Genomic DNA, 15019 nt, shown 5'->3' with positions numbered 1-15019 from the left:
CTTTGAGGAGTAGCCATTTCGACTGTTTTTTTCGGTAGGTTGGGCTTGTTTGCTATCATTTAAGTATTCTTCTAACTCTGTATTAAGAGCTGTTTCAATCGTGACCTTTTTGAGCATTTGTGCAAATTGATTGAGGTCTTTTTCTGTTTTAATGCCCTTGGCGGCTTTTTTAGCAAAGGCTTCGAGTTCTTTTTGAGTCACCATAATGGCCTATCCTTATACATTGTTAACATTAAGAGTAGGCGGTTACACAGAATCTTTTACAGTCTCCCTAGATTTAATGTGATATTCACAAATACGAATTGACTTAATACTGCTCAATATCTCGTAAAATACCTAAGATATGTGTTTTCAGATCCAACAGCGTTTCTGCTTCCAAAATGTAAAGCCCCATCAATCTTGCACGCTCTTTATTATGTCTATTAAAGCTTCCAAATGAGGCTATAATTCCACAGGTATTTTTTCCCCCTAGCCTATGCAGCAAAGCTTCCATTTTATAAATAGTATTAATTCCACTCTTCCTTTGCGCTAAAAAGTTCCTAGCTTTACACTCTATAATAAATAAACAGTTATTTGCTAAAAAAACAACATCCAGTTCATTTCTAACAGTACTATTACCATAATCCCAAACGACTTCAACGCCTCTGGCAACATTTTGTATATAGTCACTTTCTGTTGCTATTTTATCTAACTCAGAAAAAACATATTCTTCCAACCAAAACCCATTACAAAATGCTCTAGCCTCTTCACTTGAAAATATTAAGCGTTTTTTTTCCAACCTAACCATCTGGTAGTATTCCAAAGACCCCACTAACTCTTGAAGTTGAGCATTATAATACTCTTGACTGGATAAGCGGCGAGAACATAGCTTTAGATTATTTGCCGTTGATGCTAAGTGATTAAGTAATGCTAACCCCTTAGTCAAATACCTAGCGCGTTTAACCCATCGCTTTCCTATTCGTTGCGCGTCATAAGAAACCTTCGTCACTTGCATATTTGTAACTGCAACGCCCTGCAATTGAAAATACCGCTCAATTGTCAGATGATCTTCTAAGTTTATTTCCCCTATCTCGTTGGGATTATTCAACCACACAACAGCATCACAAGTTTGATTTACCTGAAAGATGCCCAAATTGTTCTGTTTGAAAACTTCATAAGCGGCGATAGCTAAAACTTTATTACCACCTGATATATTCAATACATAATCAACAGTATCTCTATCCTGAAGCAAAGCGTTTATAGCCATTAAATGCCCACTAAAGTTCCACTCATCACTAATAAACACGATTTTAGTAGTGATGCCACTCGCCTCAATTAATGTCGATGTATAGCTCACAGCTTGATCTAAGGCTGCAGTAGCAACAAATATAACCTCATTTGGCCGCATTCTGGAGTCGAGGATAGGAGTTACATTAGCGCTCTTGGATTCGCTAAATAAAATTACTTGTACTTTTTTCTTAGCCATCACAGTAACCACCAGATATGCCTTTTAATAGAAAGGCCTTATCATTCCACTGCCAGCTTTAAAACACCAGATCCACTGTAATATTTTGCAAATTATAACTAATAAAGTGGTTACATCACTTAAAGCCTTACACTCAATCATCCTTTCTCAAATCATTATTATATACGCTATCCATAGTGCTTACCTTGACTGCCTATATACCAATTCTATGATAACGCTGCAGGTTTTCAACGAGCTATCAACTAGAGTCACCGATACATATCTGTACAATTTTATTCAAAACGATAAAAGTAAAGAAATAAAAAAACCACCTTCCGGTGGTTTTTTTATTTCTCAACATATACTTAGTGGCAACCAAGCTTATGTAATTCTACCGCATGTTCAAGCCACTCAAGTAACTGAGAAAGAGAATACTTCTGGCTTTGCATCCGCTCAGTGCACTCCTCAACGATGTGATCAGGTGCATCAGTTAATAGTTTAATTATCTGCCTTGCCTGATCTCTCATATCTTTAGGGAGACAGGTAAAAACGGAAAGAAAGTGCCTTTCATCAGGCATAAGCGTTCCAGGGGATTCTTCAACCCCAAGTAGATAATCCATAGGAACTAACAGCACATGGGTTAATTTGCGAAGTATATCACTATAACGACTGACTGACTCACTAGCAGGTATCCCTTGCACAAGTAACTGCTCAATAACAGAGACATCTACACCTGAACGCGTTGAAAGCTCATCCACATCAATTTCTATATCAATCATTGCTTGCCGCAAACGAGTTGAGAGTTGCTGACTTAACCCTATGTCAGCCATCATAAAAGGAATTTCCATATATATTCTTCCGCTATCTTAAATTCATTTTAGCAAGCCTACGACAACCACTACATTACTGCCGTGCACTACATCACAGTGTTAAGCAAGAAGACTTAATATTCTTTTCTATTATTTTCTTATAGCGATTTAGAATAACTTAGGGTAAATAAGTTTTACTCTGAACTTATTAGTCTTGTCAGACACTTACGACTTATGTCGTAATAATTTAGCAATTAACTAACTTAAGATAACTATACTCGGTTTACACGCTATGTGCAAAAATATTCTAATAGAGAAATATTTTACTCATAACAAAGATATAATTAATTCCCTATATAAAAATGACTTACTAAAAAAGCTCAAAACTAATCCACAAAAAGCGAAAACCCACTGACTTATCAGCTCTAAATACTCCTAACGCAGCTTATATTAGCCTAAAAAGCGCCTACTGTGCTCAGTTTATTATTCCAGCTAAACGCATTTACTGGGCTATGACTGTTCTTCAATAGTGTTTTCCAGCAACAATGATTTTCTAAAGCCTGTTCCATAGAAAACTCTTTTAGGCAAAACTGTCGGCCATAAAGAAAACTCAAAGCAAACTCGCGCCAACTGACAAAACAAGAAAAAGCTAAATCAGCAGCCTCGAATATATTTTCCCATGCCTCATCCTCACTAATATAACCAGCCAAAGCCCCACGCCTAAAAAGATGAATACATGTTGCTATATCCCACGCTTTTATTCCCATATGGGTTAGTAAAGGAAGAGTACGTTTTACGAATTGGAGTGTTTGGTATTCTTCTTGCTCTTGCTTATAACTATCAATATACAATAATTGTCTCTTGCTATCGATGGTCTTTAAAAATCTTGCTCTTGCACCAAAGGCTGCACTATATCCTCCTTGGTCAATTAACCAGTTTCTTAACTCAATAAGCGAGTTACCACAGGTGACTTTCCAATCTCTTTGCAGCTGAGTTTGCCAACGCAATTTGCACTCTTCACTACTATCACAGCCAAAAAATATTTGGCTAGACTCATCTAGAAAGAAATCATGAAAACATGTAAGTCCAATTGCTTTTAGCTGCTTGCTTGTCAGATGAGGGTTATCTAACTTCATTATTCAGTCCTTAACCCTTGAGGAGAAATATTTGAATTAGTTAACTCATCTTCAGGACTTATAACAAAATCAGTCCAATCAATGGTATCCAAAAGAGAATATATACTTATATGAGATCCTTTAGCATTACTTTCTTCAACCCCTGATACACACTGGAAGTTCATTGATTCAGATGCAAGTACAACCCAATGATTCAGTAGCAAAAGCCACTGCTCATATTCTTCACTCTGCACATTAAGCAACCTTTTTGCTTTCAGCCAATGGTGCATTGCCGCAACAAAATTTCGCTTATTAAACTCAGCCAACCCCAATAATATGCAGCAAATTTCAGAATGATCTTCTTTTACGGTGATTGTTTCAATCGCTTTAGTTGGGCTAGATTTCCAAAGATAAAGTAAACCAGAAAAAAAAGTGTGGATACTAACTGCTAACTCAGGAGGCAATCCGCAATTTGCCTTCATTTCTTTTAATAAGTCAAAAGCTATCGCGTATTTTTTTTGCAAAAACAAAGTAATCAGTTTATGCCAAAGCCACCACCTACTTGTTGATGATTGCTTGTTGATAACTTTTGATAAATCAATGAATTGCTCATAATATCCATGGATTATGCACCAATAACCACAACGTCGAATCAGCTTTTGACATGAAAAAAGCTCCCATGCCTGTAAAGCATAACCTATAGCATTATTTGTGCGACCCAAGCCAAAGTTTATTTCAGTTAATAACCATAATACTCGTATCGAAAATCTCACACGATATAAGTCATGTTCATTTATATAACTTTCTACCTGCGAAAAATCTTTTAAACCTAGTAAGCAAGCAGCAATCTCAACTTTTGCATCCAAACTTTCATTATCAAGCTGGGTACATTTACGGAAACTTGTTAATGCTTGTGAGTAGTCTCCTACTAAATAATAGCTGCGACCTAACTGAAACCAGTCTTCAGTCGCTAACTCCAATTGCGTCAAGACAGCTTGATAATCCTTAATCGCATCATTGTAACTCGATAATTTATAATGACAGCGAGCACGTAGCACCCTATAAGTGGGCTTATCATCATCAATATCTTCATTGATCAATTTCATTGCGAGCGAGTAATAACCAAGCTCTAAATAACAGACCAACAGCTCATACTTAACCTCTGGGCATAATTCATCACATTGCTGCAAGTATGTTATGTAATGCTTGGCATCATTATATTGGTTTAAATTTATATAAGCTTTAGTCTTGAGTAAGCTACTCCATGTAGAAAGCCGATAATCGAGAATTGTTGGCAGCTGACTAATAATATTCAACGCATCACTTGCGTCACCTAAGGCTAATGATACCTTAGCCTTAAGTAAAGCCGTCACAACATCAAATACATGATGTCCATTTCTTTGATATTCATTTTCAGCTATCAATATTAGCAACCCTTCATCAAGAGGTGCTTCTATTAACCTTACTAAAGCACTGTCAACATCAACAGATGTTGGAATTTGATTTGAATTTAGAATTGAGACATAAAGCCCTTGAAGCGCATCATTATTCAAAGGGTCAGCATTAACAATCAAAATATATAAATTAAGAGATTGGCTCCAGTTTTGTTGTTTTACTTCTATGGCTGCTACTCTTAATAAAAAATCAAGATTATTATCTAATTGATAGCCTGCATAAAAGCAGTCTTTAGCTCGCTCAAGTAAATTAGCCAGCTCAAATGCACATCCCAGCAACCTTAAGAGTATTGGATCTGTATCATACAATGCATAAGCTGACATCAAGTGCTCGATAGCAGCACTGATATCATTGCAGATTAAAGCATGACGACCCTCAAGCCTACGTTGTAAATACTCATCAGCATTTACGGACGCTAACCCTTCAAGGCCATCATAATTTAAAAAACCTGGGCCATCCTTAAAACTACCAAAGAAACGCTCCACCAGACTCTCAGGATATTGCCGATAAAACATCCATTGATTTGCAATCCACTCAAAGTGGCAACTTAGCCGCTTTAAAATTTTAGGAGGAACAAAAGGGTGATGTAAAAAAAACTGTAATAGTTTTACAGAAAGCTCATCTTTTGCTTCTTTGTTCAGTGGTTTAATACTCGTTAGCCATTGATCCCATACCGTACACTGTATACGTTGAGCAAAATCTGAATAAATCATTTCAGCTACATACAGTGCCTGCTCAACGTCGGTCAGACCAACTTTATGCTTATAAACAGGAAAACCATCTACATCAAGTTTATTATGCTTAGCTCTTAACAGGGCCTGCTCATAAGCTTCCCTTAAGTTCTGAAATGTTGAAATATCGTCTAAATTACCAAATGCTTTCAACTGTTTGGCATAAGCTTTTTTAATTGACCTCACATCAGTCGTAGGCTTAATCCTTAATTGTTCCCAACAATCCATAGTCATCACTTTTGGTTAATTTTAAACTACATCTCAGCTTCCAAGTGGTCTAACAAAGCACTCACCTCATGATAAGCCTCAGCAATATAATGCTGATCCTGCCGAGCCAAAGCGTTTTCAAAATCAAAAATAAGCTGACCTATTAATGTTCTCTTTTCACCTAAAGCCTGTTCAAAAAGACGCTCACCTCTCGCCAGTAAAAAGCGATTTGGTAGGTGCTCGCGTGGGTGAATTTTCAAGCGGCTCAGGGCATGAAAACGTTTTGTAATTTCTTCAGGAGATAACTGCCCAGGATTTTTTTCAATAATTGTACGAAAAGTGTTAGTCGTAGATACCACTGTAATCTCGACTTCAAGCAGTCCATTGACATCATAAGTAAAGCGAACATCAACCGCTTCTTGACCTGCTTGAGCTATCGGAATATCAACGGAGATATCCCCCAGTTTGATATTATTTTTAACCCGACGATTCTCGCCTTGATAAATCTGAATAGATACTTTTGATTGATGATCAGCTGTCGTATAAAAACGTTCCACACGTGAAATTGGCACTACACAGTTTCTTTCTAAAATCGGCTGATAAAGACCTGTTTCAGTATATTTTCCACGTGATGCAGCTACCTCCACGCCAAGAGAATAAGGGCAAACATCTGTCATTACCACTTCTTCAAAGGCTTTATCCTGCATAAGCAAGCCACCTTGTATTGCCGCCCCAATAGCAACAACCTGATCGGGGTCTATACCTGTGACAGGAAATCGTGAAAATAGCTTTGTAGCCATTGTTTTGACCATTGGCATGCGTGTAGCACCACCCACTAAGATCAATTGATCGATATCGGATGGCTGTAATTCAGAGTCTGTCAGCACTCGCTCTATAGGTTTACGTAAACGATCAAGTAGATTTGCAGCCACTTGCTCAAACTCTGATCGTTCAATCTCAGTGTCGATCGATGTTGATGCCAAGGCTACTTTAAGTGAAGCCTGCTGTTTTATGCTTAAATCATGCAAAACTCGTTTTACTGTTTGCCGAAGGGTTGTCCGTTCTGTTTGAGTTAATGACTCCAAAATAACCGCCTGTTTTGCACAACAATAACGTACCAGCTGCTCTAAGAAGTCTTCTCCTCCTAAGTGATTATCACCAGCACTGGCATTAACCTCTATCACTCCATCAAACAATTCAAGAAGCGAAACGTCAAAAGTCCCCCCACCTAAGTCAAGTACAATGGCTCGTTGCTCACTTTTCTCCTGAACACCATAAGCAAGCGCTGCAGCGGTTGGCTCATTGACTAAGCGTCTTACCTTTAACCCAGCCATTTCTCCTGCCAGACGTGTCATTCTGCGTTGATGCTCACTGAAATATGCTGGCACACTGATAACGGCTTCTGAAATAGAGTGTCCCGAGTAGTTTTCTGCATCTTCTTTCAATGCACGTAACACAAATGAAGCAAGCTCATGAGGTAAGAATTGCTGCGAACCCAGACAAATCTCACGCTGGCTTCCCATATAACGCTTGAACAATTCAAAGGTATGCTGAGGGTGGGTAAATAATCGCTCTTGTGCTACACGACCAACAACTAAATCGCCATTATCATCAATGCCCACAACAGAAGGGGTAAGCTTTTCTCCTAACGCATTGGGAATAACAACTGTCTTACCATTTTGCCAAACGGCAATAAGTGAATGTGTAGTGCCAAGATCAATGCCTACAATACTCATGGCAGCTCCATTGCAGATAATTATTGGTTAATTCAAGTTCAGTAAAACAAGGTATAGCCAATACGAAGGGTCTTTAGTGGGGCTAGTTTGATCTGTTAAGACTATCGATAGCGATAATCGTAGTTTTAAAAACGCCGTCCAAAAAACCTAAATATGATTCGGATTGGGTATATTATTTTGATAGGAATTATAAAGACAAAACTAAAAGCAAAGTGCGAAACACCCCAAGCCACTCAATACCGTTTATCGGCTTACCCCCGTTACGAGCATATTTTCTTAAAATAGAAGTAATGTGAATCACACATTTATAGTGATGGGTTTATAAGTATTCTTATCCTTCGATAATTAACAGTAAAAACGCCTTTCATCAATAATATTTACGGGGTCACACTTCATTGTGAATTCTATAACGCTGTATTTTTTCTACTAACGTACGTCGTGGCATTTTCAGTACTTTTGCAGTTTGCGTTTGATTCCAGTTATTCGCTCGTAAATGTGATTCAAGTAGTTTTTTCTCATACTGTTGCACCATCTCTTTCAAAGGCAGCTCATTTTGTGTATACACAGCTAATTCATCAGATGCTTCCAAAGCAGCGCCATTATCCAAGAGAATCTGATCCGGCATATGCTGTGGCAAAATAACAGTTTCCTTATCACAAAGCAGTACTGCACGCTCAATGATATTTTGCAGTTGTCGAACATTACCAGGAAAGTTATATCGCATAAGGATATCCATCACTGCCGGCGAAACCTGAATTACTTTTCGTCCATAGGTTTGACAATAACCTTTGATAAAATGATTTATAAGTGCTGGAATATCTTCCTTACGCTCCCTCAAGGGGGGTAAAGCAATTGGAAATACACTTAATCGATAGTATAAATCCTCACGAAACTCGCCTTTTGTAATTTTTTCTTCCAAATTACAGTGCGTTGCAGCAATTATCCGTACATCAACTTTATGGGCTTTATTTTCACCTATGGGCTTTACTTCTCCTTCCTGTAGTACGCGTAGCAGCTTGGTTTGCAAATTTAATGGCATGTCACCAATTTCATCTAAAAACAGCGTACCACGATGAGCTTCATCTAGTAGTCCTTTTCGGTCTGTGGTGGCCCCCGTAAAGCTACCTTTTTTATAGCCAAATAATTCACTTTCCAGGAGGTGTTCAGGAACTGCAGCACAGTTTTGTGTGACAAAAAGCTGCGTGTTACGGTCGCTATGTTGGTGAATCGCACGAGCAAAAACTTCCTTACCTGTTCCTGTCTCGCCTCTTAGTAGCACGGTGACATTTGAGCTAAGCACTTTATCCATTAAGGCATAAACCTGCTGCATTGGCTCACTTTCACCAATAATTTCGTAGTTTTGCGACGACTTCCGCTGTAAACGTAGCTGCTTATTCTCTGCTTCCAGTTGACGGTTAGAGGCGTCAAGTACTTGAATCAAATGTCGATTCATAGCCATCAACATAGCATTATCCAAGGCAACGGCTGCCTGTAATGCAAAGGCTTGAGCAACTTTCTCTACCTCACGAAATGAGCTGGAGTGTCCATTTCGTACCTTAAACAGCTCTAAGACTCCAAGCGTCTGTTGATTGCAGTCTCTAAGCGGCATCACTAAAAGTGTCTCAGATTTACACTTTAGTAACTGATCTCGCTGGTAAACTTCAGTTAATTCAAATCCCGCAAATTGATAAGCACTATCAATATAGGTTTGTTGTCCCGTAAAAGCGACGTAACTGTAAATATTCTGTGTATTAAACTGCCCATGCTCACGTAAAGGAACATCTGTCGCATAATCAAAAGCAATTGGTTTACCCTGCCAAACCACCGCTTTTGGTTCCAAATGAGACTTGGTGATATCCAGTATATAAATCGCACCACCATCAGCGGTACACAGCTTACAACCCAGCAAAACAATCTGCTGGGCTAGACGGTCAATATCCCGCTCTGTCGCTAAGGCAACACTGGTTGCCAATAGCTCTTCAACAGAAATTGCTGACATCCTTTTCCTACTATGCAGGTGTTACCACAAAAGCAAAGTCCTGATCCAAACTTACATGCAGTTTGGTATATGCATGCTGATCAGAGCCTAAGCGTAAAATACAATCAGATATTTTAGGTAACAGCCCTCCATTAATTAGCTGATCAATGTTGCGTGCTCCTGCTTCAACTTCAGTACACCTTGCCGCCATTTGAGCTAATAGCTCCGGATCATAACTTAAAGCCAGCTTTTGCTGTTGAGTAAGACGCTGATGGAGTTTATTTAATTTCAGCTCAACCAACTCAGCCATTACATCACTTGCAATCGGGAAGAAAGGCACTATTTTCATCCTAGCTAACAATGCTGGTTTAAAGTGAGCGCTGAGTACTGGGCGAATCGCTTTCGTGAGTTCATCTTGCGTTGGCTGTTTTCCATCCTGGCATAAATCACAAATAATATCTGATGCCAAATTACTGGTCATAAACACTAGGGTGTTCTTAAAGTCAATTTCTCGCCCTTCACCATCGGATAACGTACCTTTATCAAACACTTGATAAAATAAATTCATCACTTCCAAATCAGCTTTTTCAACTTCGTCTAATAACACCACGGAATAAGGCCGCTGACGAACCGCTTCAGTGAGCACACCACCTTCACCATACCCAACATAGCCAGGAGGTGAACCTACCAAACGAGACACCGTGTGTTTCTCTTGAAACTCCGACATATTGATAGTCGTCATGAAACGTTCACCACCAAAGCAAAGGTCAGCCACGTTAAGAGCCGTTTCTGTTTTACCTACCCCACTAGGCCCAACCAATAAAAATACCCCCATTGGGGTATCTGGATTATTCAATCCTACTTTGGCAGCCTTCAGTGCTTTATCAATCTCAGCAACAGCGTGATCCTGTCCTTTAACCCGACCTGCCATTTCAACAACAAAATCAGCTCCTCCTTGAACAGCTGTTGCCAACATTTTAGTCGCGGGAATGCCAGTCCAGGCTGAAATAACTTGCGCAATCACTTCAGGGTCAACTTCAAAACTGACTAAAACATGCTCTTGCTGCATGACTTCCAGTTTTTGCTCAGCTTCTTCCAGAGCCAATAGCAACTGGCTTACATCGGCAGCAGGCTCAACAACCGCATCTTCAACGGTTAAAGGCGCATCATCTTCATTATCAATTTCACTGTTAATATCGCTTGAACTGTTTTTTATCTCCTGATCCTCTGGTATGGACTCTTCAGGATGATGCTGGATATCACGTAACTTTTGTCTCAGCTCAAGTATCTCATTAACCTGCTGTTGCTGCTCTTGCCACTGCTGTTCTACAGCAGCTAACGATTCAGCAACTTCTTCTAATAATGTTTGTAGCTCCTGATGACGCTCACTATCGTATTTAACACCAAGCTTTTTATCTCGCTCTAAACCTGCAAATTCACGCTGCAAGCACGCTTGTTTAAACAGCAGGTCTTCTACTTGTGCTGGTTTTGCAGCCATACTCACTTTTACCCGAGCACAGGCGGTATCAATCACATCAATTGCTTTATCTGGTAATTGGCGGCCTGAAATATAGCGCTCTGAAAGCTGAGCTGCTGCGACAACAGCATCATCACGAATATAAACTCCGTGATTTTTTTCATAAATCCCTTTCAAACCACGTAAAATAATTGCTGCTTGATCTGCATTAGGCTCTTCTAGTTTAACAAGTTGAAAACGTCGTGCTAAAGCAGGGTCTTTTTCAAAATATTTTTTATATTCTGACCAGGTGGTGGCCGCTATGGTGCGCAAATCACCTCGTGCTAATGCTGGTTTTAATAAGTTAGCCGCATCGCCACCACCAGCCTGATTACCCGCACCAATTAACGTATGGGCCTCATCTATAAATAAAATAATAGGTTTTACAGACGCTTGAATAGCTTCAATAACGCCTTTTAACCTTTTTTCAAACTCCCCTTTTACACTAGCCCCAGCTTGTAATAGCCCCATGTCCAAGCCTAGCAACGTAACATCTTTTAATATGGCAGGAACATCACCTTCAACAATTTTTAGTGCCAAACCTTCTACTACAGCAGATTTACCTACTCCTGGTTCACCGACTGTTATAGGGTTGTTTTTTCTTCGACGAGATAATACATCAACCATTTGCCGTATTTCATTTTCTCGGCAAAAAACGGGGTCAATTTTTCCCTTTTTAGCAAGCTCTGTAAAATTAATGGTGTATTTTTCTAAAACAGACTGCTGATCACCAGGTGAAGATAACGGTTTTGAGCCAGGCACTTTTTTATCTTCATCTGCACCTTGTAATAGTTGCTTTAATTCATCAACGGGTATAGTGCTTAACACTTTATAATAAGCCAGCCGCGAAAATCGTAGCTCATTATTAAGTACGGCACACAGTAAAATACCTGGTGTGATAAAGTCCATTTTTAATTCTACAGTTGCTAATAAAAATGCCTCCTGTAACCAGTCTTGCAAAAACTGAGAAAACACCGGCCGGCCATTATGACCACCTCGCATATCCTGCTCATGCTGTAGTGCTTTCTCAAACCGGCTACTTTCAATTTCATAATGTTTCAGCGCTTTTTGAACTTCACCATCTTCAACAGCCAGTAGTTCTAATAAAACATCCTCGACTGTAATTTCAAAGCCCTGCCTTGCTACACAACGACTGGCAGCAGATTCTAATGCTGATCGGCTTTCTGGGTTTAAATGGGAAATAAGTAAATTAAGATCAAGCTTCATGTGTCACGATATCCTGTTGCTGTTGATCCGCAGAAAACCAGTGATAGCTTGGCAGCACCACTTCATGATGATTTTTTAAGGACTGATGTTCACCTAGCCATGTTGTCCAACCTAATCGGCAACGACTGGATTGCTTCAATTCAAGTTTAGGAGCCTCATAAGGTCGAAGCCCCAGCTTAATGTCATATTCCAGCTGATCTCTTTGGATAAACTTTATTAACTCATGTAATGGGCGATAATCATCTCCAGAGGGCAGAAATCGCTCAAATCGCGCAAAATCCAAATCATCAATAACAACTCTAAACTTGCCAGAACGATCTCTTACTGAAGCACCTAGTACCAAATTAATGCCCATTTCACAATTGGCGGCCCCGAGCCTGTTTCGCTGTTCTTCAGGGATTGGCACAACACGCAACATACATTGCTGAATTGAAATAGCTTTGTGTTGGAAATAATGGCGCATAATTCCTGACAGTACTCCTGCAGAATGTATACGCATACTCAACAGACCTAAATAAGGTAGTAGCCTGTGCCAATGAAGATGAGTGCTTTTTCTAAGATTAATTTCACCCAACCCTATCAACGAAAACATATGCTTAGAAAAATCATCTAGCGCTTCTTCTTGATAGTTAAGGTAGTATCGATACTTTTTCCAACCGTGATACAGTAACTCAATATACCGATGATTAAATAAATCCATGAAATCACGAATAGGATGATTTTCTGGATCATTTTGTACTATTCGCTCTGTATAAAAAGCAGGTAACGGGGAAGCGGGTCCATACAACCCCATAAAATTAACTGTCAATAAATAATCTTGCCTTGCTTCCAGCTGCCTTATTTCAAGCGAAGCAATATCACTCGGTGGAAATGCAAGAGTGGCATTTGCCCGATAACGCATATTGATTGGCTGATCATCAAACTTGCCAGATACAGGAATATAGTATGATGTTAATAAATGAACCGCTTGATAAAAGCTATATTGCCTGCTGTTGACCAGCAAATCATACATTAAAGCACTGGCTGCTGACCTATGCGAGGCTCCCACGTATAAATCTCCCCATTTTCAATACCAATTACTTCAAGAATATGAAACGAGTTTAATGACACATATAAAGCAAAAAATTCATTTAACACCGAAGCAAATAAAAACATTTCACCTTCATTTGCAAACTTGCTAACTCTTACATGTAATCGGGTTTTTATGCCTCGTATTGGTAAACCCTTATATAATCGATCAATATTTTCATGCTCAATTTTTTCAACACCTTCAAGCCTATTTTTACTAATTCTGGCATATTGACGATCATAGTAACTACGATAATCATAGGTTGATAAAATAATCCTTAACGCTTCCGTATTAACCAATGAAACATAGTTCAATGACATATTGGAGATAACTCGCCAGTGAAACCCTTTATCCAATGGTGGCGTAAATGACTGCGTGACTTTAGTGATATTTGTAAAGTCAACAAACTCAGGCGTATCTCCCGTTTCAACATTGATATCACCTATCGATAACTTACTTGGCAAGTTACGGTTACTACAGGTTAACTCAACGGAAATAGTCTCTGCTTGAGGTGCCAAATCTTCATCATTAAATGAAACAAATGATAAATAAGTATCTACACCTTGCTGTACAACAGAATCTTTTAAACGTGTACGATAATAAATGTTCTTTTGACTGCCTCCAATTGAAATAGCATGATCGAACGATTCAAAGGGCTTGTAGGCTCGTTTTAGCTGGTCACCATGCCCCCATCCCACAACATTATCAATACTATAAATTTCGTAATGTGAGGGATTCTCACCTGCAGGCAATACTCTGTATTCAGTTCGGCGCTGATCCATTCGGATAGGTGTTGCTTCATGTTCAAATAAATTAACAACGGGCGTACAAAATAAGCGGACATTTTCAAGCTTAGGCATATCTTGTCGTTCAATGGGTCGATCGAACTCAATGACTAAGTTAAACTCTCCTGCTGTTTGCAAAACATCTTTAATAGTTTCTTTTTGATATATTTTGTCCAGGCCTTCAATATCCACAAACAAGTATTTTTCGGGTAAAGCAAAATATTCCTGAATGTAACGATACCCCATAAAGGTATTATCAGAGTAAGGTAATAAGCTTTCACTCTCAGCAAAACCAACTGGCTTAACATGATTAGGGGTTAAACCATATAGATCAATTGACTCAACCTCAACAGAGGTAGTAATCATTATTTTTTTTACATGGCGACATAAATAATAATACAGCGTTTGAGCTATATTGAATTGTCCATGTAAAAAAAGACGCAAGCTTTGTAACGATATATCTTGTAACGTCGTGAAATTTTTCAATGAAAAATGTAATCTTAAGCTACTTCCTGTCGCTTGAAGTGTATACTCAAGATCATCTAGGGCAATAGGATAGATATCAACATCATAACATGTATGAAATTTACAACGTGTACCATCAACAGGAAGTGATTGAACTTCAGCACCACGCTCAATTACCTGCTTTTCGGATAAACCACCTTGTGTTGTAAATTCCAAAATACTCATAGAAGGAACAGGTTTTAAATAATTAGGCCAAAGTAAACTCATTACTGAATGAGATAACTCAGGTAACTCATCTTCTAGCTTTTGCCGTAAACGCCCTGTTAGAAATGAAAAACCTTCTATTAAACGCTCAACATCAGGGTCTTGCTCCTGTACAGATAGGTAAGGGGCAAGCCTGGGGTTTTTTTCTGCAAACTCTTTACCCAACTCACGAACGGCATTAAGTTCATCCTGAAAATACTTATTAAAAGACACCGCAT

The 15019-nt window shown here is 39.0% G+C and carries 9 protein-coding genes and 1 pseudogene; all 10 read right to left on the bottom strand.

The features are described 5' to 3' along the window. Nucleotides 1-201: pseudogene (locus F607_RS0105490) on the bottom strand (IS256 family transposase); the annotation flags it as partial. Between the two features lie 106 nt (nucleotides 202-307). Further along, on the bottom strand, nucleotides 308-1465 hold the full coding sequence (locus F607_RS0105485) for a Card1-like endonuclease domain-containing protein (RefSeq protein ID WP_157365384.1): 1158 nt from the start codon (nucleotides 1463-1465) through the stop codon (nucleotides 308-310). Nucleotides 1466-1809: 344 nt separating this feature from the next. Further along, complete coding sequence (locus F607_RS0105480) at nucleotides 1810-2292, bottom strand: hypothetical protein (RefSeq protein WP_027707274.1); 483 nt, start codon at nucleotides 2290-2292, stop codon at nucleotides 1810-1812. A gap of 416 nt (nucleotides 2293-2708) precedes the next feature. After that, nucleotides 2709-3389 (bottom strand): DUF1266 domain-containing protein, encoded by a 681-nt coding sequence (locus tag F607_RS0105475; RefSeq protein ID WP_027707273.1) that lies wholly within the window; start codon nucleotides 3387-3389, stop codon nucleotides 2709-2711. Continuing rightward, nucleotides 3389-5782: a tetratricopeptide repeat protein gene (locus F607_RS0105470; protein WP_027707272.1), complete on the bottom strand. Its 2394-nt coding sequence runs from the start codon at nucleotides 5780-5782 to the stop codon at nucleotides 3389-3391. Before F607_RS0105470 ends, F607_RS0105475 begins: the two co-directional genes overlap by 1 nt. A gap of 26 nt (nucleotides 5783-5808) precedes the next feature. After that, entirely contained in the window at nucleotides 5809-7497 is a 1689-nt protein-coding gene (locus tag F607_RS0105465) for an Hsp70 family protein (protein WP_027707271.1), read from the bottom strand. 385 nt (nucleotides 7498-7882) lie between these two features. Further along, entirely contained in the window at nucleotides 7883-9496 is a 1614-nt protein-coding gene (locus F607_RS0105460) for a sigma-54-dependent Fis family transcriptional regulator (RefSeq protein ID WP_027707270.1), read from the bottom strand. A gap of 10 nt (nucleotides 9497-9506) precedes the next feature. Further along, complete coding sequence (gene tssH, locus F607_RS0105455; RefSeq protein WP_027707269.1) at nucleotides 9507-12218, bottom strand: type VI secretion system ATPase TssH; 2712 nt, start codon at nucleotides 12216-12218, stop codon at nucleotides 9507-9509. After that, nucleotides 12208-13266, bottom strand: a complete 1059-nt coding sequence (gene tssG / locus F607_RS28260) for a type VI secretion system baseplate subunit TssG (protein WP_157365383.1) — start codon at nucleotides 13264-13266, stop codon at nucleotides 12208-12210. The genes tssH and tssG overlap by 11 nt, the downstream gene beginning before the upstream one ends. Continuing rightward, nucleotides 13230-15014 (bottom strand): type VI secretion system baseplate subunit TssF, encoded by a 1785-nt coding sequence (tssF, locus tag F607_RS0105445; protein WP_027707268.1) that lies wholly within the window; start codon nucleotides 15012-15014, stop codon nucleotides 13230-13232. The genes tssG and tssF overlap by 37 nt, the downstream gene beginning before the upstream one ends. Nucleotides 15015-15019 lie beyond the last annotated feature (5 nt).

Origin of the sequence: Zooshikella ganghwensis DSM 15267 (genome assembly GCF_000428585.1) — a bacterium.
GTDB classification, from domain to species: Bacteria; Pseudomonadota; Gammaproteobacteria; order Pseudomonadales; family Zooshikellaceae; genus Zooshikella; species Zooshikella ganghwensis.
Note: the sequence above shows the minus strand (reverse complement) of the source record. Positions and strands in the feature narration are given on the sequence as shown.